A 19,706-nucleotide genomic window follows, 5' to 3' on the forward strand; every position below is an offset into this window, starting at 1 on the left:
AGTCGTGGTGGAGCTGCGTACCCCGGAGGACACCCTCGCCTTCGGCGAGCGCGTCGGCGGACTGATGGCGGCGGGTGACCTGGTGCTGCTCGCCGGTCCGCTGGGAGCGGGGAAGACCGTGGTGGCGAAAGGGATCGCGGCGGGGCTGGGCGTGCGGGGGCGGGTGAGCAGCCCGACGTTCATCATCGCCAGGGAGCACCCGGCCGGGGACCGCGGCGTGCCGATGGTGCATGTGGACGCCTACCGGCTCGGCGGGGACCTGTCGCAGCTGGACGACCTCGACTTGGACACCGAGCTGGTGGCGGCGGCCGTGGTGATCGAGTGGGGGGAGGGGGCGGCGGAGCGGCTGAACTCCGACCACCTGCTGATCCGGCTGACCCGCCGGGCGGATGACACGCGCGAGGCCGTGCTGGAGCCCGCGGGGACATGGGTGGAGCGGATCGAGGCGCTGTCGGTCAGGCCCGCAGAGCCCGCTTCGTGACCTTGCCCATGTCGTTGCGGGGCAGCGCGTCCAGGAAGTGCACGACGCGGGGTCGTTTGTGCGGGGCCAGCAGGGCCGCGACGTGGTCGGCCAGTTCGTCGGGCGACGGGGGCTCGCCGGTGGGGACCACCCAGGCGACGATGCGCTCGCCGAGGTCGTCGTCGGGTTCGGCGGTGACGGCGGCTTCGGCCACGGCGGGGTGCTCCAGCAGCGCGTTCTCGATCTCGCCCGCGCCGATCTTGTAGCCGCCGCTCTTGATCAGGTCCGTCGCCCGCCTCCCGACGATGCGGAACGCTCCGTCGGGCTCCTGGACGGCCATGTCGCCGGTGCGGAACCAACCGTCGGCGAAGGCGGCCTCGGTGGCGTCCGGGCGGTTGAGGTAGCCGAGGAAGAGGTTGGGGCCGCGGACCTCCAGTTCGCCCATGCCGTCGGCGACGTCGGCCAGGCGGACCTCGACGCCGGGCAGGGCCGGGCCGACGATGCCGGGCCTGCGCTCGCCGTCGGCGCGGACACCGCAGTTCATCAGGGTCTCGGTCATGCCGTAGCGCTCCACGACGCGCTGCCCGGTGCTCTCGGTGATGCGGGCGTGGTCGGTGGCGGGCAGCGCCGCCGAGCCCGACACCAGCAGCCGGGCCCGGCCCACCGCGGCGGCCAGCGCGGGGTCCTCGGCGCAGTCCAGGCCCAGGCGGTGGTACATCGTCGGCACGCCGAACATCAGGGTGGCGCCGGTGTCGAAGGCCGCGCCGACCGCGGCGCTGGAGAAGCGGCCGAGGTGGCGCAGCGCGCCGCCGCGGCGCAGCGGGCCCAGCACGCCGACGATCAGGCCGTGGACGTGGAACAGGGGCAGGCCGTGCACCAGCACGTCCTCGGCGGTCCACGACCAGATCTCGGCCAGCGCGTCCAGGTTCGTGGCCACCGCGCGGCGGGGCAGCAGCACGCCCTTCGGCGGGCCGGTGGTGCCCGAGGTGTAGACGACGAAGGCCACCGACTCCGGGTCCGGCTCCGGCAGCGGCTCGCCGTGCACGCGGGCGGCGGTGTCCACGGCGTGCTTGGGCAGTTCCACCTCCGGGGTGTCGCCGGGGGCGTGCAGCAGCAGCTCGGGGGCGCTGTCGGCGAGGATGTGGGCCAGCTCGCGGGAGCCCACCTTCGGGTTCAGCGGCACCACCGCCACCCCGGCGGCCAGCGCGCCCACCACGGCGAGCACCGTCTCCGGCGAGGGCGTCGCCCACACCGCGACCCGGGTGCGGCCGGACACCCGGTCGGCGACGGCGCGGGCGGCGGCGACCACGTCGCCGTGGGTCATGGACAGACCGGGGAACGCGACGGCGGGCCGGTCGGCAGCGGTGGGCGGCAGCAGCACCCGACCGACTTTAGTGGCCGCCCGGGGGTGTGAGCAGCGCCTCTCGTACTCTTGACGACTGTGTTGGTTCTGGCAGTGGACACCGCCACCCCCGCAGTGACGGCCGGTCTCGTCGAGGTGGGTGAGCGCGCCCGCGTGCTCGCCGAGCGGGTCACCGTGGACGCCAAGGCGCACGGCGAGCTGCTCACCCCCCACGTGCGCGACGCGCTGGCCGAGGCCGGGCGCGAGCTGGCCGACGTCGACGCGATCGTCTGCGGCGTCGGACCGGGGCCGTTCACCGGGCTGCGCGCGGGCATGGTCAGCGCGGGCGCGCTCGGCCACGCCCTCGGCAAGCCGGTGTACCCGGTCTGCTCGCTGGACGCGATCGCCGCCGCCGTGCCGGGCGAGCCGCTGCTCGTCGTCACCGATGCCCGCCGCCGCGAGGTGTACTGGGCGACCTACGACGCCCAGGGCGTGCGCGTCGACGGCCCGCACGTCTCCCCGGCCGCCGAGGTGCGCGCCCCGCACGCCACCCGGGTCGCGGGCGCCGACCTGCACGACTTCGGCCTGCCGCTGGTCGAGCCGGTGCACCCCACCCCGGCCGGGCTGGTCGCCGCCGCCCGCGCCGAGCTGCTGGCCTGCGCCGAACCCGGCCCGCTCACCCCGCTCTACCTGCGCCGCCCGGACGCCGTGGTGCCCGGCGCGCGCAAGCGGGTGAGCCCGAGGTGACGGTGCGCCTCGCGCGGCTGCGCCGGGCCGACCTGGCCCGCTGCGCCGAGTTGGAGCGCCTGCTGTTCCCCGGGGAGGACCCGTGGAGCGAGGCCGCGTTCGCCTCCGAGCTGGACTGGGGCCACTTCTACCTGGGCGCCTACGCGGGCGAGGACGACCTGCTCGTCGGCTACGCCGGGCTCGCCGTGGTCGGCCCGCCCGGGGAGGCCGAGGCGAGCGTGCACACCCTCGGCGTCGACCCGACCTGGCAGCGCCGCGGCGTCGGCAGGCTGCTGCTGCGCGCCCTGCTCGCCGAGGCCGACGCCGTCGCCGCGACGGTGTTCCTTGAGGTGCGCACGGACAACGAGCCCGCCATCGCCCTCTACGCCGCGCACGGGTTCAGCCAGGTCGGCGTGCGCAGGCGCTACTACCAGCCCTCCGGCGCGGACGCGTACACGATGACGCGCCCCGCCGTCGTGGGCGAAGCGGTCAAGGAGAAGGCGTGACGATCATCCTGGGCATCGAGACCTCCTGCGACGAGACCGGCGTGGGCATCGTCGCCCTCGACGCCGACGGCGGGGTGCGGCTGCTGGCCGACGAGGTCGCCTCCAGCGTCGAGCAGCACGCCCGCTTCGGCGGCGTGGTGCCCGAGGTGGCCAGCCGCGCGCACCTGGAGGCGATGGTGCCGACCATGCGCCGCGCCTTCGACGCCGCCGGGCTCGCCATGTCCGATGTGGACGCCATCACCGTGACCTGCGGGCCGGGGCTGGCGGGCGCGCTGCTGGTCGGCGTCTCCGCGGCGAAGGCGTACGCGCTGTCGCTGGGCGTGCCGCTGTACGGGGCCAACCACCTCGCCGGGCACATCGCCGCGGTCACCCTGGAGTACGGCCCGCTGCCCCAGCCGTGCATGGCGCTGCTGGTCTCCGGCGGCCACAGCCAGCTGCTGCGCGTGGACGACCTCGCCACGTCCATCACCGAGATCGGCTCCACCATCGATGACGCCGCGGGCGAGGCCTACGACAAGGTCGCCCGCGTCCTGGACCTGCCCTACCCCGGCGGCCCGCCGATCGACGCCGCCGCCCGCCGCGGGAACCCGAGGGCGATCGCCTTCCCGCGCGGCCTCACCGGTCCGCGCGACGCCCGCCACGACTTCTCCTTCTCCGGCCTCAAGACCGCCGTCGCCCGCTGGGTGGAGGCCCACGAGCCCGAGCCCGTCCCGATCGACGACGTCGCCGCGTCCTTCCAGGAGTCCGTCGCCGACGTGCTCACCATGAAGGCCGTGCGCGCCTGCCAGGACGAGGGGATCGCCACGCTGGTCGTCTCCGGCGGCGTCGCGGCCAACTCCCGGCTCAAGGAGCTGGCCGCCGAGCGCTGCGCCGCGGCGGGCATCGAGCTGCGCGTGCCGCGGCCGAGGCTGTGCACCGACAACGGCGCGATGATGGCCGCGCTCGGCGCGCACCTGGTCGCCGCGGGTGTCAAGCCGTCCTCTTTGGACCTCTCGGCGAACCCGGCGCTGCCGGTGTCGACCATCTCGGTGTAGACGAGGTCTAGCGGACGGTCACCGCGTCGGCTTTGACGAAGCCGATGCGGTGCCCGTACTGCACTTGCAGGTACCGCTCACCGCGCACCACGACATGGCCGGCCGCGTCGAAGGTCGTTGCCTTGTAGTACTCCGAGGCCACGTCGCCGCCGAGCACGTAGTCCTGACCGGGCGGCATCGTGTACTGCAACGCGACGTCCGGCTGCGGCTCGATCCCGGCCGGGTAGGCCGAGGCGCGCGGGTAGGCGCGCCCGTAGACCGCCACCGGCTTGCCGCCCTTGGCGCGCACCCGCTGGCCGGTGGCGGGCACGGTGTGCGCGGTGCGCAGCCAGCCCTTCTGGCCCAGGTACCAGACCGCGGTCCAGGCCCCGCGCCGCTCGGCGACGGCGAACTGCTGCCCGGTGCTGACCCGGCTGCCGATGTCGGAGACGTGCATGGTCGAGCGCTCGCCGCCGGGGCGCAGGCCGATGTCCTTGAGCAGCGCGGCCGTGTCGTTCGGCGCGGAGCGCAGCGGCACCGCCGACGACCCGCGTGCCGGGCACGCGCCGCCGCCGGAGCACCCGGTGAACCTCGGCTTGTTCTTGGCGTAGTCCGGCTTGACGGTCACGATGCCGGTGCCCGGCGAGCCCTCGGCGGCCAGCGGCGCGCCGAGCAGGGTGAAGTAGTGCGCCCAGTTCCAGTACGGCCCCGGGTCCCAGTGCATCTGCCGCACGCGCTCGGGCACCAGGCCGGGCACGGTGTCGTGGCCGAGGATGTGGTGGCGGTCCAGCGGCACCGAGTACTTGGCGGCCAGGTGCTTCACCAGCTTGGCCGAGGTGCGGTACATCACCTCGGTGTACCAGCTGCCCTGCGCGGCGAAGCCCTCGTGCTCCAGGCCGATCGCCTTGGCGTTGACGTACCAGTTGCCCGCGTGCCAGGCCACGTCCTTGGTCGGCACGTGCTGGGCGATGTGGCCGTCGGAGCTGCGCAGCGTGTAGTGCCAGCTGACGTACTTCGGGTTCTGCACCGAGCGGACCGTGGAGTCGTAGCTGGCCTCGGTGTCGTGGATGACGATGTAGTCGACCTTCTGGCTGCTCGGCCGGTTCGCCTTGTCGTGGTTGCCGTAGGTCGCCGCGCCGTCCGCGCCGGTGAACTTCTCGTACGGCGCGGGCAGCCACTGGCAGCCCAGGCCGGACGGGCACTCGGCCGCGCCCGGGGCCGCGGGCGAGAGGCCCATCCGGTCCAGCACGGAGCGGTCGGGCTGCACCGGCGCGGCGTCGAGGCGCACCCGCTGGCCGTCGTCGGTGGTGGTGGACACGCCGGTGTTCAGCACGGCGTAGACCTCGTCGGCGAACGCGCGGGCCGTCGCGGTGTCGGTGGCGCCGCTGTAGCGGGCGACCGCGCCGTACCAGTCGGCCGGGTCGTCGCTCGCCCCGCCGAGGGCGCGCTGGTGCTCGGCGAGCAGCGCCGCGCCGCCGCGGATGTTGGCGCTCGGGTCCGCGCGCAGCTCGGCGGGGGACAGGCCGCTCAGCTCGGCGGCGCGCTCCAGCGTGCGCAGCGACGGCGCGGACAGGTCCGACTCGGCGCGCCGGGGCACGAGCGGCTTGCGGGCGGTGTCGCCGCGCGGGTCCTCGGCGTGCTCGTGGTGTGTGCCGCCCGCGTTCGCCGAGGCGACATCGGTCAGGTGCATCGGGCCGTAGCCCGCGGCCACGCTCGGCCTGCCCTCGTTGGCGTCCCACCGTGACTGGAGGTAGGACACCGCGACCAGCAGTTCCTCGGGCACGTCGTGCTCGGCCGCCGCCTCGGCGAAGGCGCGCTGCCGCTGCTCGTCGGCCCGCGCGGCGGCGGGCTCGGTGATCACCAGGGCGGCGGCGGCGACGGCCACCACCCCCAGGAGGCGACATCGCTGCACGGGACGACCTTCCGTCAGGGTGGTCCTCAACCCTAGGAAGCCCGCGGGCCCGCCGCCGGACGCTTCACCCGGTCGTGGCGCGTCAGCCGAGGGCGGCGGTGACCGCGTGTCTGCCGAGGCGCACGGCCCGGCGCAGCACGAACGGGTCGCGCGTCAGCCGGGACACCTCGGGGGCGTCGACGGGCGGGCGGATCTGCAGGATCGAGGTGTGCTCGGCCAGGTGCGCCTCGTCGGCGGTGACCCGCTCGTGGCGGGCCGTCCAGGCGGCCACCGCGCCTGGAGCCGAGCGCCGCAGGTACCGGGTGACCAGCGACGTCTCCGCCCGCGACGGCAGCGGGACGGGCGCGTCGGCGCGGGTGCGCAGCACCAGCACGTGGGTCGCGCCCTGGGCGACGGCGGTGCGGAACGGGACGGACTCGGCGATCCCGGCGTCGATGTAGGCGCGTCCGCCGATGCGCACCGGGCGCCCCGCCAGCATCGGCAGGGCCGTCGAGGCGCGCAGGGCGGCGCGCAGCGAGACCGCGTCGGTGATCGTCGGGGCGAGGTCGACCGCGGCGCCGGTCTCGGCGTCGGTGGCCAGCGGGTGGAAGGTGGTCGGGTTGGCCAGCACGGCGGCGAAGTCCATCGGGATCGCCGGGTAGATCCGCTCGACCAGGTGCTCGGTGTCCACGACCGGCCCGCCGGTGAGCGCCCGCCACGGGTTCGTCACCCGGCGCATGACCAGCGGGTCCGACCAGCCCAGCACCCCGGTCGGGGCCTGCCCGGCCAGCAACCACGCGCCGTTCAGCGCCCCGGCGGAGGCGCCGTAGACGGCGTCGAAGCAGTGCCCGAAGCCCAGCTCGGCGAGCGCGGCGACCATCCCGCCGGAGTAGGCGCCTCTGCTCGCCCCGCCCTCGACGGCGAGGGCGAGCCGGAGGTCGTCGCGGACCCCCGAGCGGCGGGCGATGAGCAGATCCCGAACGGCGTGCACGCCCGCGACGGTAACGCCGGCTCACCGCGGCGCCGCGTGCGCACCCGCTCACCGCGTCAGGACGGTGCGACCCCGCGCCGCATGCAGACCCGGGCGGCCGGGTCGAGGCCGTGCCCGGCCTCCTCGGCGACCAGCGCGGCCAGCCCGCCCGCCGCGGGCACCTCGGCGAAGCCGATGCGCCGGTAGTACGGCGCGTTCCACGGCACGTCGCGGAAGGTGGTCAGGGTGAGGGCGGGCATGCCCCGCTCCCGCGCCCAGCCCGCCAGGTGATCGATCAGCGCCCGCCCGAGCCCCCGCCCGCGCAGCGCGGGATCGACGCTGACCTGCTCGACGTGCGCGCACCCGTCGACCACCGTGGCCAGCAGGTACGCCCCGACCCGACCGTCGGCCAGGTGCACCCACGCCCGGCCCGCGCGCGCGAAGTGCCCGAGCACCCGCGCCGACGGCGGCTCGTGCCCGGCGATGTCCGGCATCCCCACCTCGGCGAAGGCCGCCCCCGCCAGCACCTCGATCTCCCGCAGCCGCGCGAAGTCCGCCTCCTCGGCGGGCCTGATCAGCGCCCCAGTTCCGTCCACGCCCTCATGATGCCCACCGCCGTGCCGACCGCGCGGAACCCGATGCGGAGGGGGGCCAGCGCCTGGCGCAGCGCGACGTTGCCCAGTTCCAGCGGGCGCAGCAGGCCAAGGGAGCGCGCGCACATCTCGGCCATCCCGTCCAGCTCGGGCGTGCCCGACCCCAGCTGGGCGAGTTCCGCGCGCAGGCGGTCTCGCTCGGCGGGCGTGCCGGTCGCCATCGTCATGCCCACGAACGCGCGCAGGTGCCCGTCGAGTTCGACGGCCGCGTCCTGCAGGGCCAGCCCGCGGTGCTCCAGGGCCCGCCCGCCCGGGGCGAGGCGGCCCGCGATCGCGCGCGGGTCCCCGCCGTGCGCGGCGGCCGCGGCGCCCTCCAACTCGGGGACGAACGTCGCCAGGGTGTCGGTCAGCGCGACCGTCGCCTCGATCAGCTTGCCGCCTGCCCCCCGCACCATCCGGCCCGCCGCCTCGCGGTCGCGCACCGGTGCCGGGGCCAGCCGGGGCTCGGCTTTGTCGACGGTGGCGACCAGCTCGCCCGCCAGCCGCATCATGGTGGCCCGCCACACCGCCGTGCCCGGCCCGGCGATCGCGGCCTCGCGGAAGTCGAACTGCTGGCGCTCGGCGATCACCCGCACCGCGGCGTCCTGGCTGTCGGGGGTGATGTGGCTGTGCCCGAGCACCACCACCGGCAGCAGCAGGTCGTCCACGTCGCGGTTGTGCGCGGAGCTGTAGAACTGCAGCAGCTCGTCGCGGCACCACGGCCGGTCGAAGTAGGTGAGCGTGACCAGCGGCAGGAACACCAGCGCGCCGTCGACGGCGGCGCTGATGCTCTCCCGCCAGCCGTCGCCCCAGCCGAGGGATGCTCGGTCGTAGAAGACCTCGACCGCGCGGTTGTGGTCGGCGGCGCAGTAGTAGCGCAGGTCCTTGCGGAAGGCGTCCACGAAGCCGAGGCCGTCGTCGTCGATCTGCGCGTAGCTGAGGAAGACCGGGATGGGCATGTCGTGGGTCACACAGGACAGCATCGACCACGGGCGGCCGCGGTGGGAAAACCGGAAACCCCGGGGGCCTCGTTGCAGGGTTAGCAGTCGCATGGGTAGAGTGCCAGTGCACGGCATCCAACTGCCCCGACACCCGCGACGGCGGGGTGGCAGGAGCCGTCGGATACCTGCCAATCGCTTTCAGACGACCCGTGGAGGTCACAGCGGTGAGCGTCAACATCAAGCCGCTCGAGGACAAGATCGTTGTCCAGGCGAGCGAGGCCGAGGCCACGACGGCTTCCGGTCTGGTGATTCCGGACACCGCCAAGGAGAAGCCCCAGGAGGGCAAGGTCCTGGCCGTTGGTCCGGGCCGCATCGACGACAAGGGCAACCGCGTGCCGGTCGACGTCCAGGTCGGCGATGTCGTCATCTACTCCAAGTACGGCGGCACCGAGGTCAAGTACAACGGCGAGGAGTACCTGATCCTCTCCGCGCGCGACGTGCTGGCCGTCATCAACTAGGACCCAGCCGACTGAGCGCCCCGGGGCTCCCGCGTCACACCGGGGGTCCGGGGCGCTTCGGCTTTTGCGAAGAGGGAAACATGCCCAAGCAGATTTCTTTCGACGAGGACGCTCGTCGGGCCCTCGAACGCGGTGTCAACAAGCTGGCCGACGCGGTCAAGGTCACCCTCGGCCCGCGCGGCCGGCACGTGGTCCTTGCCAAGAAGTTCGGCGGCCCGACCGTCACCAACGACGGTGTGACCATCGCGCGCGAGATCGACCTGGAAGACCCATTCGAGAACCTGGGCGCCCAGCTCGCCAAGAACGTGGCGACCAAGACCAACGATGTCGCCGGTGACGGAACCACCACGGCCACCGTGCTCGCCCAGGCGCTCGTGCGCGTGGGCCTGCGCAACGTGGTCGCAGGCGCCAACCCGACCTCGCTCGGCCGCGGCATCCAGGCCGCCGCCGACGCCGTGGTCGAGGCGCTCAAGGCCAAGGCCACCCCGGTCAAGGGCCGCGACAACATCGCCCAGGTCGGCACCGTCGCCTCCCGCGACGCCTCGATCGGCGCCCTGCTCGGCGAGGCCATCGAGAAGGTCGGCGAGGACGGCGTGATCACCGTGGAGGAGTCCTCCACGCTGGCCACCGAGCTGGTCGTCACCGAAGGCGTGCAGTTCGACAAGGGCTTCGTCTCGGCGCACTTCGTCACCGACCCGGAGGCCCAGGAGGCCGTGCTGGAGGACACCTACGTCCTGCTGCACCGGGAGAAGATCTCCGCGCTGGCCGACCTGCTGCCGATCCTGGAGAAGATCGCGCAGTCCGGCAAGCCCGTGCTGATCATCGCCGAGGACGTCGACGGCGAGGCGCTGTCCACTCTGACGGTCAACGCCCTGCGCAAGACGATCAAGGCCGTCGCGGTCAAGGCGCCGTACTTCGGCGACCGCCGCAAGGCTTTCCTGGACGACCTGGCCGCCGTCACCGGCGCGCAGGTCGTCTCGGCCGAGATCGGCGTCAAGCTGTCCGAGTCCGGCCTCGACGTGCTGGGCACCGCCCGCCGCGTGGTGGTCACCAAGGACGACACCGTGATCATCGATGGCGGCGGCGGCAAGGACGCGACCGCGGGCCGGGCCGAGCAGATCCGCAAGGAGATCGAGGCGTCGGACTCCGACTGGGACCGCGAGAAGCTGCAGGAGCGGCTGGCCAAGCTCTCCGGCGGCATCGCCGTGATCAAGGTCGGCGCGGCCACCGAGACCGAGCTGTCCGAGCGCAAGCACCGCATCGAGGACGCGGTCGCGGCCACCAAGGCCGCGGTCGAGGAGGGCATCGTGCCCGGCGGCGGCGCCGCCCTCGTGCAGGTCGCCAAGGAGCTGGAGGGTGACCTCGGCTTCACCGGCGACGAGGCGACCGGTGTGGCCATCGTGCGCGAGGCGCTGTCCGCGCCGCTGGCCTGGATCGCCATCAACGGCGGCCAGGAGGGCGCGGTCGTCGTCAACAACGTGCGCGAGCTGCCCTGGGGCCAGGGCTTCAACGCGGCCAAGCTGGAGTACGGCGACCTGCTCGCCGACGGCGTCATCGACCCGGTGAAGGTGACCCGCTCCGCGGTCGCCAACGCCGCTTCCATCGCCCGCATGGTGCTCACCACGGAGAGCGCCGTCGTGGAGAAGAAGGAAGAGGAGCCCGCCGCCGGTCACGGCCACGGGCACGGTCACGGTCACTGACCGCCAGCGCGAACGACCGAGGGCCTGTCCGGTGTGGACAGGCCCTCGGTTCGTCTCAGGTGGCCACGGCGAGCGAGCGTTTCTCGGCCTTGATGATCGATTCCCGCTCGGACTCCGAGAGCCCTCCCCAGATGCCGTACGGCTCGTGCACGGCCAGCGCGTGCTTGCGGCACAGCGCCAGGACCGGGCAGGCCTGGCAGATTGATTTGGCTTTCGCTTCACGGCGCGCGCGGGCTGGGCCGCGCTCGCCGTCGGGGTGGAAGAAGAACGCGCTGTCCATCCCTCGGCATGATCCGTCGAGCTGCCAGTCCCAGACATCAGCGTTGGGACCCGGAAGCCTGCGAGTGTCCGCCATGGTGGCCGCCTCCACGTAGGTAGGACGTTCGGCTTGGAGTCAATACTCCATTTGGTGCAGTGGATTACACGCTAGGACCGCGCCAAAACTTGTTCAAGGGTGATCGACTCTTTGGTTAGCCGATTCAGCCGTTCGGCATCACCCAGACGACGCAGCGTGGTCGTCGGAGGCGTGATCGCCCGGTTGCCGCCCACGCCGTGTCACCCGACGATGGACGGGTGGTAACCGAATCCGAGGCGGTGGGTGAGCCACCGCTCACCGTGGCGGCGGTGGCGCGCAGGCTGGGCATCGCCCCGGCGACGCTGCGCACGTGGGACCGCCGCTACGGCGTCGGGCCGACCGGGCACACCACGGGCCGCCACCGCCGCTACGCCCCGGCCGACGTCCACCGCCTCGAACTGATGCAGCGCGCCCTGCTCAAGGGGGCCTCGCCCGCCGAGGCCGCCGGGTACGCGCTGCGCGCCGCCGCAGAGTCGACCCGGTCCACCCGGTCGACCCGGACGCCCGCGCGCGGCGGCGACGGCGCCCGGCTGGTCATGCCCGGCGCGGCCCGCCCGGCCCGCGGCCTCGGCCGGGCGGCCATGGCGATGGACGAGGTCTCGGTCCAGCGCATGCTCGCCGAGGCCATCGACGCCGACGGCGTCCCCGCGGTCTGGGACGACGTGATCCGCCCGGTGCTGGCCGCCATCGGCGGGCGCGCCCTGTACGCCGGGGACTGCGTCGAGGTCGAGCACCTGGTCACCGAGTGCGCGATGGCCGCCATGGTCCGGGCGACCCCGCTGGTCACCACGCCGCGCAACCCGCGCCCGGTGCTGCTGGGCTGCACCCCCGAGGAGACGCACAGCCTGCCGCTGTACGTGCTGCGCGCGGCCCTGGCCCGGCGCGGCCTGGGCACCCGCATGCTCGGCTGCGCCATCCCCCTGCCCGCGCTGGTCGCCGCGGTCCGCCGCACCGCCCCGGCCGCGGTCGCCCTCTACGCCCACCTCCCGGCCCACGCCGACCCGGGCGCGCTGGTGCACCTGCCCCGCACCCGCCAGCGCGTGCACCTGTTCGCCTGCGGCCCTGGCTGGCACGACGTCGACCTGCCCGCCCGAGTGGAATACCTCGACGACCTCACCTGCGCGGTGGCGCGCATCGAGTCGTTCATCACCTGATCACTCGGGGCGCTCGTACTTGAGCACCGCCATGCCGCAGTCGAACCGGGTCGCGCCGGTCAGCGCGAGCCGCTGGTAGCCGTCCTCGGGGAAGACGGGCAGGCCCCGGCCGATGGACACCGGGTTCACCACCAGGTGCAACTCGTCCAGCAGGCCGCCGGCGATCAGGCTCCGCACGAGGGAACTGCCCCCGTAGGCGATGAGGTCGCCCCCCGGCCGGGCCTTGAGCTCGGCCACCGCCGCCGCCGGATCGGCGACCACGACCGCGTTCTCCCACGGCGACTCCGCCAGCGTCCGCGACACGACGACCTTGGGCGTGTTGATCATGAAGTCGACGCTGGCGTCGTCCTCGTGCGCGGGCCGCGACTCCCAGGCCGGGATGAACCCCTCGGCGAGCCCGCGCCCGAGGACGATCGTGTCGACCCCGGAGGTGAGGGCTTCGATGTAGGCGTTGAGGTCGTCGGACCAGGACAGCGTCATCCAGTCCATCTCGCCGGACGGCCCTCCCATGAAGCCGTCGGCGGTGACCTGGACCTGGAGCTTGAAGGTGCGCACCCCCGCATCTTCTCGGGTGAATCACCACCGCGCACGCCTGACCCGAACGGTCCTGCCCGGTAACACTCGGCAGTCGCCGCCGATGCACGGAGACACCGGAGGTGAGCCGCATGCCCAGGACCCGCACGGCCCCGCTGAGCGCGGACGATCCGAGCCGCTGTGGCGGGAATGTCGGGTTCGCTCGGGGCTTCGCGCTGTCGGGCCGGGACGGCAGACTCGGCCAGATGGGTGGAGACACTTCCTCAGTTGCTGAACAGCTGCGCTCAGCCGCCTTCGGCGCGACCCCCGCAGCCCCCCTCCCCGGCCGCGTGACCGGAGGTCGGCAGGCCTGGCTGGCCGGGGTGGCCCTGGGCGGCCGGGGTCACTACGCTGCCGCGGCCGCGCACCTGCTGCCGCTGGTCAGCGGCCCGGACCGGGAGCTGGCCGCGCTCGCCGCCGCCACTCGGGCCGCGCACCTGCGCCAGCTCGGCGGGCACGCCGAGGCGCGGCGGTGGGACGCGGTGGGTCTGGCCAAGGCCGGGACCGGTGAGGCCCGCTCGGACGCGCTGCTCGGCTTGGCCGCCGACGCGATCGGCGCGGGCCGGGTCGGGGAGGCGCGCAGGCTGGTCGAGCGCGACACCGGGCAGGCGGGGGAGCGGTCCCGGGTGCGGCGGGGGTGGCTGCGGGCGGAGCTGGCGCTGGCGGCCGGGGACGCCGCGGCCGCCGTCGCCCCGGCGCGGGAGGCGGTGGCGGTCGGATTCCCGTCGGTGCGGCACCGGGTGAAGTCGGGGATCGTCCTCGGCGTCGCGCTCGCGGCGGCGGGGGAGCGGGACGAGGCCCTCGCGCTGCTCGACGGCAACTTGCGGGATGCGATCGGCCATCGGCTCGCGCCGCTCGTCTGGCCCGCCGCGCTGGTTCTCGCCGAACTCGGACAAACAGAACGCAAGGAACAAGCGAGGGAGGCGTTGCACTGTGTGTTACGACACTCTGACCCGATCGCGCGCCGGGTGGCCCGGCGATCTCCCTGGGTTCCTACCTGGTTGTTCGCGTCTGCTCCGAACAGGTGAACTCCGGGCGACCGCCGATCGGCGCGTTTGTTGACAGATTTACCACCGGATCGGGTCAAGGTTCGGTGCGCAGCGTCCGATAGGGGAAGTGGAACGTCACTCGGCTGCAGGAAGGAGTCCCCGTGACGACGGTCTTGATCTGCGACGACCGCCGCAGTGTCCGGGAGGGCTTGACCCGCGTCATGTCCGCGGTACCAGGGGTCAGTCGCATCGATTGCGTAGCTCACGGTGACGAGTTGCTCGCCCGTTTCTCCCGTCAGCCGGTTGACGTCGTTCTGGTTGGGACCCAGCGCGCCGTGCCGACTGGGGTGGAAGCGACGCGACGGCTCGTCTCGGCGAACCCGCAGGCGAATGTCATCGTCTTCGGCGCGCCCGACGACGCGGGCAGCATCGCCGCGGCGATCGCGGGCGGCGCCCGCGGTTACCTGCGGTGGGACGCGAGCAGGCCGGAACTGGTCGCCGCGCTGGCGCACACGCTCGCCAGCACCTCGGTGCCCGCGCCGCGCCAGCCCAGCGACCCCGGTGTGCAGCTCACCGACCGGGAGCTGCAGGTGCTGCGGGGCATGAGCCAGGGCAAGAGCAACGGACAGATCGGCCGCGAGCTGTACCTGTCCGAAGACACTGTGAAGACGCACGCGCGGCGGTTGTTCCGCAAGCTCGGCGTCCGCGACCGCGCGCAAGCGGTGGCACACGGGTTCCGGCGCGGCCTGGTCTCCTAGGAGAGACCTCAGCGTCGGCGACGAGCCGTGGGTGCCCGGGTGGGAGCGGGCACGCACGGCTCGTCGTGCGCCACGGGGTGGAACAGTCCACCCGAAACTTGCGGACAGCAAGAAGGGCGCTAGCCTGTGTCGCCAGTCACGCCTACGGCGTGTGTCGAGCCGTCCGCACTCCGTACAGCCCCTAGGCATCACTCGAAAGAACGGTACGGTGGGCATCGACCAGCGATCGAGCAACCGGTCGGACAACAGGACGACGGTCGATCGACACGCACGTGGGGTGTCTTCGAGTTGGCCACCTTCGTAACGCCAGGGCTGCATTCTGCGATGACCACAACGGGGGACGGACTGGACACCTGGGTCGGTGCCGCCGTCGAGGGCGATCCTCGCGCGGTGGAACACGTGCTCGGCTCCGTTCGCCCCCTGGTAGTGCGCTACTGCCGAGCCCGCGTGGGCAGGCAGGAACGGTCGTTCGCCTCGGCGGACGACGTGGCCCAGGAGGTGTGTCTCGCGGTGTTGACGGCATTGCCGGGGTACCGCGACCAGGGGCGCCCGTTTCTTGCCTTCGTCTACGGGATCGCGGCGCACAAGGTCGCCGACGCCCACCGGGCCTCCGCGCGCAACCGCTCCGAGCCCGTCGCGGAAGTGCCCGACGAGGCCGAGGTCGGCGCCGGTCCCGAGCAGCTCGCGCTGCAGAGCGAACTCAGCAGGCGCATGGACGACCTCCTGAAGATCCTCCCCGAGAAGCAGCGTGAGATCGTTACCCTGCGCGTCGTCGTGGGGCTCTCCGCCGAGGAGACCGCGGAAGCGGTCGGGTCGACCCCTGGGGCCGTGCGCGTGGCACAGCACAGGGCATTGGCAAGGTTGCGCAAGACGTTGTCCACGGAGGAGGTGGTCTGACGGTGTCCGACAGAGGCAGGGACGACGGCCGTGATCCCTTTGACGACCTGAACGTCCTGGACGACATGGACGGCGACGGCGAGCTGATCGACTTCGCCAAGGTGCACGCCGACGACGCCTTCCTCGACGCGCTCGGCGCCTCGCTGCGCGGGGAGCCCTCCGCGCCGGCGTTCGACCCGCTCACCGAGCACCCGGCCGACGCCGAGCTGGCCGCGCTGCTGACCTCCTGGCGCGATGAGATCGACGCCGAGCCGATCGGCGTGCTGGTCGACACCCGCCTGGCCTCCGACACCGTCATCACCGCGGGCACCCGCCGCCAGCGCCGCCCCCGGCTGCTGGTGCCGTTCGCGGCCGCGGCCGCCGTGCTCGCCATCGCCTTCACCGGCGCGGGCCTCGCCGCCCGCGACGCCCAGCCCGGCGACACCCTCTGGGGCCTGACGAAGGTCCTCTACACCGACCACGCGCGTTCCGTGGAGGCCGCGGCCAACGTCCGCGAGGACCTGGCCGCAGCCGACGCGGCACTCGCCGAGGGCAACCTCGCCCAGGCGCGCACCGTGCTGATGGAGGCCGAGCAGGAGCTGCCCGCCGTCGCCATGGGCGACGGCCGCGACGACCTGGTGGCCCGCCACCGCGACCTCGCCTCGCGCCTGCCCGGCATCCCGGCCGACGGCGTGCAGCCGCCGCCGGTGGCCGACCCGACGACCGTGGTCCCGACCACACCTCCGGTCGACACCACCAGCGACCCGACGCTGCCGACGACCAGCGAGCCGACGACCGAGCCGACGACGACCTCGCCGAGCAGCCCGCCCACCACCACCGACCCGCCGACCACCTCGTCGTCGGTGACGGAGACCCCGAGGGTGGACGAGCCGGGCAGCGGCACGTCGGAGTCCGACTCCACCACCGCAGGCGGCACGGAAAGCCCGTAACCCACCGACCAACGACAAGGCCGCTGTCCCCCCGGGACAGCGGCCTTGTGCTTTCCGTGGCGGCTAGTGGGCGTTCTCGCTCGCGGTGACGCCGTCGGCGTAGCCGCGGCAGTACTCCCAGCTGACGTAGGACGACGGGTCCGGGTCGTAGGCGGGCTCGTGCGGGCGCATCCGGCCGTCGTGCAGCAGCTGCTCCAGGCTCGCGGCCAGCAGCGCCCAGTCGTGGTAGTGCGGCTCCTGGCAGTCGCCGCAGTCGACGACGATGCCGCGCACGCCGCGCGGCTCCAGCAGCGCCTGGTACACGGCCAGGTCGGCGAGGTCGCCGAGCAGCTCGGCGCGCTCGGCGGCCGACATGTCGTCGGGGTCGGCGTCGGGCTCGTCCAGTGCGCGGGCCGGGTCGTCCGGGTCCCCCGCGAACGGGTCCGGCGGCAGGGCGCCGCCGTGTTCGCGCCCCGCGGGGCGGTCCCACGGGCCGTCGTCGAACGGGTTCGGGGGAACTGCGTCATGCGCCACGACCACGCACGCTACCCGGCTCCCCCCGGTTGGTCCCAGATACGATGGGGCAACCGTGCCGCCGGCGAGGCATCGCGGTCCCCTGCCACCCGCCGCACCACCCCCGCAGGAAGGTCGCCCAACCGTCATGACCAGCGAGCTCACCGCTGACGGAGTACCGCTCAAGTTCGCCGCCATCGGGCTGACCTTCGACGACGTGCTGCTGCAGCCCGCCCAGTCGGATGTGATCCCGAGCACTGTCGACACCTCGACCCGGTTCTCCCGCAACGTGACGCTGCGCATCCCGCTGGCGTCGGCGGCGATGGACACGGTGACCGAGGCGCGCATGGCCATCGCGATGGCCAGGCAGGGCGGCATCGGCATCCTCCAGCGCAACCTGTCCATCGAGGAGCAGGCCCGCCAGGCCGAGACGGTCAAGCGCTCCGAGGCGGGCATGGTCACCGACCCGGTGACCTGCTCCCCGGAGCACACGCTCGCCGACGTGGACGAGATGTGCGCGCGCTACCGCATCTCCGGCCTGCCGGTGACCGACGCCGACGGCAAGCTCGTCGGCATCATCACCAACCGCGACATGCGCTTCGAGGTCGACCACCAGCGCCCGGTCAGCGAGGTGATGACCCAGGGCCCGCTGATCACCGCCCAGGTGGGCGTCTCGGCCGAGGCCGCGCTGGGCCTGCTGCGCCGCCACAAGGTGGAGAAGCTGCCGCTGGTCGACGGCGACGGCAGGCTGCGCGGGCTGATCACCGTCAAGGACTTCGTCAAGACCGAGCAGTTCCCCAACGCCACCAAGGACCCCGACGGCAGGCTGATCTGCGGCGCGGGCATCGGCGTCGGCGACCAGGGCTGGGAGCGGGCGATGGCCTTGGTCGACGCGGGCGTCGACGTGCTGGTCGTGGACACCGCGCACGGCCACGCGCGCGACGTGCTCGACATCGTCGCCAAGCTCAAGCGTGAGGTGGGCGAGTCCGTCGACGTCGTCGGCGGCAACGTCGCCACCCGCGCGGGCGCGCAGGCCATGATCGACGCGGGCGCCGACGGCGTGAAGGTCGGTGTGGGCCCGGGCTCGATCTGCACCACGCGCGTGGTCGCCGGGGTCGGCGTCCCGCAGATCACCGCGATCTACGAGGCCGCGCAGGCGTGCCTGGCCGCGGACGTGCCGGTCATCGGCGACGGCGGCATCCAGTACTCCGGCGACATCGCCAAGGCCATCGCCGCGGGCGCGAGCACGGTCATGCTGGGCAGCCTGCTGGCGGGCACCGAGGAGGCGCCGGGCGAGGTCATCCTGGTCAGCGGCAAGCAGTTCAAGGGCTACCGGGGCATGGGCTCGCTGGGCGCGATGCGCTCGCGCGGGGAGGCCAAGTCCTTCGCCCGCGACCGCTACGCCCAGGACGACGTCCTCGCCGACGACAAGCTGGTGCCCGAGGGCATCGAGGGCCGCGTGCCCTACCGCGGCCCGCTCTCGCAGGTGGTCTTCCAGCTGATCGGCGGTCTGCGCGCCGGCATGGGCTTCACCGGCTCGCGCACGGTCGCCGAGCTGCAGAACGCCCAGCTGATGCGCATCACCTCGGCCGGGCTCAAGGAGAGCCACCCGCACGACATCACCATGACCGTCGAAGCGCCGAACTACACGACCCGCTAGGTTGCGCTGGTCAGGCTGGCCTGGGCGAAGGGACAACTGAGGTGCGGGATCTCGTCGACATCGGCATGGGCCGGACGGCTCGGCGCGCGTTCGGGCTGGACGACATCGAAATCGTCCCCTCGCGGCGCACGCGCTCGTCCAAGGACGTCTCCACGGCCTGGCAGATCGATGCCTACCGCTTCGACATCCCGCTGATCACCCACCCCAGCGACGCGGTCGTCTCCCCGCGCACGGCGGTGGCGGTCGGGGAGCTGGGCGGTCTGGGCGTGCTCAACGCCGAGGGCCTGTGGGCACGCCACTCCGACCCGGAAGAGGTGCTGTTTCGCCTGGTCACGGCGCTGGAGGACGGCGCTGAGCCGACCGAGCTGGTGCGGCTGCTGCAGGAGGCGCACGCCGAGCCGGTCCGCGTCGACCTGCTCACCGAGGCGATCAAGCAGATCCGGGACTCCGGCGTGACGGTGGCGGTGCGGGTCAGCCCGCAGCACGCCGCCGAGCTGACCCCGGACCTGCTGGCCGCCGGAGTGGAGGTGCTGGTCGTGCAGGGCACGATCATCTCCGCCGAGCACGTGGCCCGCGAGGCCGACGACGAACCGCTGAACCTCAAGCAGTTCATCGCCAACCTGGACATCCCGGTCATCGCAGGCGGCGTGCACGACTACCGCACGGCGATGCACCTGATGCGCACCGGCGCGGCGGGCGTGATCGTCGGCTACGGCTACTGCGCGGGCGTGACGACGACGGACGCGGCCCTGGGCATCGGCGTGCCGATGGCCACCGCGATCGTCGACGCGGCCGCCGCCCGCCGCGACTACCTGGACGAGACGGGTGGCCGCTACGTGCACGTCATCGCCGACGGCGGTGTGCACACCAGCGGCGACATCGCCAAGTCCATCGCCTGCGGCGCCGACGCGGTCATGCTCGGCGCGCCGCTCGCGGTGGCGGGTGAAGCGCCCGGCCAGGGCCTGTACTGGACGGCCTCGGCGGCGCACCCGTCGCTGCCGCGCAGCCGCGTCCTGCCGGTGACCGACGACGTCGAGGTCGACCTGCGCACCCTGCTGTTCGGCCCGGCGACGGACCCCGACGGCCTGGTGAACCTCTTCGGCGCCCTGCGCCGGGCGATGGCGAAGACGGGCTACAGCGACGTCAAGGAGTTCCAGAAGGTCGGGCTGACAGTTCGGGCCTGACCCGGGTTTCCTTGGC

At 73.4% G+C, this 19,706-nt stretch carries 21 protein-coding genes; 13 read left to right on the plus strand and 8 right to left on the minus strand.

Features of this window, described 5'->3' with window-relative positions:
* The first annotated feature begins 4 nt into the window (after positions 1-4).
* Positions 5-481, plus strand: a complete 477-nt coding sequence (tsaE, locus tag ACFPM7_RS03575) for a tRNA (adenosine(37)-N6)-threonylcarbamoyltransferase complex ATPase subunit type 1 TsaE (RefSeq protein ID WP_378243668.1) — start codon at positions 5-7, stop codon at positions 479-481.
* Here the strand turns inward: tsaE and ACFPM7_RS03580 are convergent.
* On the minus strand, positions 456-1,784 hold the full coding sequence (locus tag ACFPM7_RS03580; protein ID WP_378243853.1) for an acyl-CoA synthetase: 1,329 nt from the start codon (positions 1,782-1,784) through the stop codon (positions 456-458). The two genes, tsaE and ACFPM7_RS03580, sit on opposite strands and share 26 nt — an antisense overlap.
* A gap of 117 nt (positions 1,785-1,901) precedes the next feature.
* Here ACFPM7_RS03580 and tsaB point away from each other — a divergent pair, with 117 nt between their 5' ends.
* Genes tsaB through tsaD form a run of 3 tightly spaced genes read left to right on the plus strand, consistent with a single transcriptional unit; the run spans position 1,902 to position 4,068 of the window.
* Positions 1,902-2,549, plus strand: coding sequence for a tRNA (adenosine(37)-N6)-threonylcarbamoyltransferase complex dimerization subunit type 1 TsaB (gene tsaB / locus ACFPM7_RS03585; RefSeq protein WP_378243671.1), 648 nt, complete (start codon positions 1,902-1,904; stop codon positions 2,547-2,549).
* A 2-nt stretch (positions 2,550-2,551) separates the two neighbouring features.
* Positions 2,552-3,034 (plus strand): ribosomal protein S18-alanine N-acetyltransferase, encoded by a 483-nt coding sequence (gene rimI, locus ACFPM7_RS03590; RefSeq protein ID WP_378243855.1) that lies wholly within the window; start codon positions 2,552-2,554, stop codon positions 3,032-3,034.
* Complete coding sequence (tsaD, locus tag ACFPM7_RS03595) at positions 3,031-4,068, plus strand: tRNA (adenosine(37)-N6)-threonylcarbamoyltransferase complex transferase subunit TsaD (RefSeq protein WP_378243673.1); 1,038 nt, start codon at positions 3,031-3,033, stop codon at positions 4,066-4,068. Before rimI ends, tsaD begins: the two co-directional genes overlap by 4 nt.
* A gap of 7 nt (positions 4,069-4,075) precedes the next feature.
* Here tsaD and ACFPM7_RS03600 read toward each other — a convergent pair whose 3' ends face one another.
* The 4 genes from ACFPM7_RS03600 to ACFPM7_RS03615 form a co-directional block, all read right to left on the minus strand.
* On the minus strand, positions 4,076-5,959 hold the full coding sequence (locus tag ACFPM7_RS03600) for an N-acetylmuramoyl-L-alanine amidase (protein ID WP_378243675.1): 1,884 nt from the start codon (positions 5,957-5,959) through the stop codon (positions 4,076-4,078).
* 82 nt (positions 5,960-6,041) lie between these two features.
* The gene (locus tag ACFPM7_RS03605; protein ID WP_378243677.1) at positions 6,042-6,929 is read right to left on the minus strand and encodes a patatin-like phospholipase family protein; all 888 of its coding nucleotides are present in this window, start codon (positions 6,927-6,929) and stop codon (positions 6,042-6,044) included.
* Between the two features lie 56 nt (positions 6,930-6,985).
* Positions 6,986-7,486, minus strand: a complete 501-nt coding sequence (locus ACFPM7_RS03610; protein ID WP_378243857.1) for a GNAT family N-acetyltransferase — start codon at positions 7,484-7,486, stop codon at positions 6,986-6,988.
* Positions 7,483-8,511: a toll/interleukin-1 receptor domain-containing protein gene (locus ACFPM7_RS03615; protein ID WP_378243679.1), complete on the minus strand. Its 1,029-nt coding sequence runs from the start codon at positions 8,509-8,511 to the stop codon at positions 7,483-7,485. The genes ACFPM7_RS03610 and ACFPM7_RS03615 overlap by 4 nt, the downstream gene beginning before the upstream one ends.
* 194 nt (positions 8,512-8,705) lie before the next feature.
* Here ACFPM7_RS03615 and groES point away from each other — a divergent pair, with 194 nt between their 5' ends.
* On the plus strand, positions 8,706-8,999 hold the full coding sequence (gene groES, locus ACFPM7_RS03620; RefSeq protein ID WP_189209554.1) for a co-chaperone GroES: 294 nt from the start codon (positions 8,706-8,708) through the stop codon (positions 8,997-8,999).
* 80 nt (positions 9,000-9,079) lie between these two features.
* Positions 9,080-10,699 (plus strand): chaperonin GroEL, encoded by a 1,620-nt coding sequence (gene groL, locus ACFPM7_RS03625; protein WP_378243682.1) that lies wholly within the window; start codon positions 9,080-9,082, stop codon positions 10,697-10,699.
* A gap of 55 nt (positions 10,700-10,754) precedes the next feature.
* On the opposite strand, the gene ACFPM7_RS03630 is transcribed toward groL, so the two are convergent.
* Entirely contained in the window at positions 10,755-11,054 is a 300-nt protein-coding gene (locus ACFPM7_RS03630; RefSeq protein WP_378243684.1) for a WhiB family transcriptional regulator, read from the minus strand.
* Positions 11,055-11,272: 218 nt separating this feature from the next.
* Between ACFPM7_RS03630 and ACFPM7_RS03635 the strand changes: the two genes are divergently transcribed.
* Complete coding sequence (locus ACFPM7_RS03635; protein ID WP_378243686.1) at positions 11,273-12,208, plus strand: MerR family transcriptional regulator; 936 nt, start codon at positions 11,273-11,275, stop codon at positions 12,206-12,208.
* Here ACFPM7_RS03635 and ACFPM7_RS03640 read toward each other — a convergent pair whose 3' ends face one another.
* Entirely contained in the window at positions 12,209-12,763 is a 555-nt protein-coding gene (locus ACFPM7_RS03640) for a dihydrofolate reductase family protein (protein ID WP_378243688.1), read from the minus strand. It abuts the gene before it with no gap.
* A gap of 224 nt (positions 12,764-12,987) precedes the next feature.
* Between ACFPM7_RS03640 and ACFPM7_RS03645 the strand changes: the two genes are divergently transcribed.
* The 4 genes from ACFPM7_RS03645 (at position 12,988) to ACFPM7_RS03660 (ending at position 16,354) form a co-directional block, all read left to right on the plus strand.
* Complete coding sequence (locus ACFPM7_RS03645; RefSeq protein WP_378243690.1) at positions 12,988-13,809, plus strand: hypothetical protein; 822 nt, start codon at positions 12,988-12,990, stop codon at positions 13,807-13,809.
* Positions 13,810-13,931: 122 nt separating this feature from the next.
* Positions 13,932-14,528 carry a response regulator transcription factor gene (locus ACFPM7_RS03650; RefSeq protein ID WP_018682728.1) on the plus strand — a complete coding sequence of 199 codons (597 nt, stop codon included), beginning with the start codon at positions 13,932-13,934 and terminating at the stop codon, positions 14,526-14,528.
* 324 nt (positions 14,529-14,852) lie between these two features.
* Complete coding sequence (locus tag ACFPM7_RS03655; RefSeq protein ID WP_378243692.1) at positions 14,853-15,425, plus strand: sigma-70 family RNA polymerase sigma factor; 573 nt, start codon at positions 14,853-14,855, stop codon at positions 15,423-15,425.
* Between the two features lie 2 nt (positions 15,426-15,427).
* The gene (locus ACFPM7_RS03660) at positions 15,428-16,354 is read left to right on the plus strand and encodes an anti-sigma-D factor RsdA (protein ID WP_378243694.1); all 927 of its coding nucleotides are present in this window, start codon (positions 15,428-15,430) and stop codon (positions 16,352-16,354) included.
* Between the two features lie 63 nt (positions 16,355-16,417).
* On the opposite strand, the gene ACFPM7_RS03665 is transcribed toward ACFPM7_RS03660, so the two are convergent.
* Positions 16,418-16,786 carry a DUF5319 domain-containing protein gene (locus ACFPM7_RS03665; protein ID WP_378243859.1) on the minus strand — a complete coding sequence of 123 codons (369 nt, stop codon included), beginning with the start codon at positions 16,784-16,786 and terminating at the stop codon, positions 16,418-16,420.
* 208 nt (positions 16,787-16,994) lie between these two features.
* On the opposite strand from ACFPM7_RS03665, the gene guaB reads away from it, so the two are divergent.
* Positions 16,995-18,506, plus strand: coding sequence for an IMP dehydrogenase (gene guaB / locus ACFPM7_RS03670; protein ID WP_378243696.1), 1,512 nt, complete (start codon positions 16,995-16,997; stop codon positions 18,504-18,506).
* A gap of 41 nt (positions 18,507-18,547) precedes the next feature.
* On the plus strand, positions 18,548-19,690 hold the full coding sequence (locus tag ACFPM7_RS03675) for a GuaB3 family IMP dehydrogenase-related protein (protein WP_378243698.1): 1,143 nt from the start codon (positions 18,548-18,550) through the stop codon (positions 19,688-19,690).
* Positions 19,691-19,706: the final 16 nt, after the last annotated feature.

This window comes from Actinokineospora guangxiensis (genome assembly GCF_042657845.1).
Lineage (GTDB): Bacteria > Actinomycetota > Actinomycetes > Mycobacteriales > Pseudonocardiaceae > Actinokineospora > Actinokineospora guangxiensis.

Coding starts and splice junctions, on each gene's coding strand:
- ACFPM7_RS03580 (WP_378243853.1), bottom strand. CDS start 1,784: ATGACCCACGGCGACGTGGTCGCCGCCGCCCGCGCCGTCGCCGACCGG.
- groL (WP_378243682.1), top strand. CDS start 9,080: ATGCCCAAGCAGATTTCTTTCGACGAGGACGCTCGTCGGGCCCTCGAA.
- ACFPM7_RS03630 (WP_378243684.1), bottom strand. CDS start 11,054: ATGGCGGACACTCGCAGGCTTCCGGGTCCCAACGCTGATGTCTGGGAC.
- ACFPM7_RS03645 (WP_378243690.1), top strand. CDS start 12,988: ATGGGTGGAGACACTTCCTCAGTTGCTGAACAGCTGCGCTCAGCCGCC.
- ACFPM7_RS03655 (WP_378243692.1), top strand. CDS start 14,853: ATGACCACAACGGGGGACGGACTGGACACCTGGGTCGGTGCCGCCGTC.
- guaB (WP_378243696.1), top strand. CDS start 16,995: ATGACCAGCGAGCTCACCGCTGACGGAGTACCGCTCAAGTTCGCCGCC.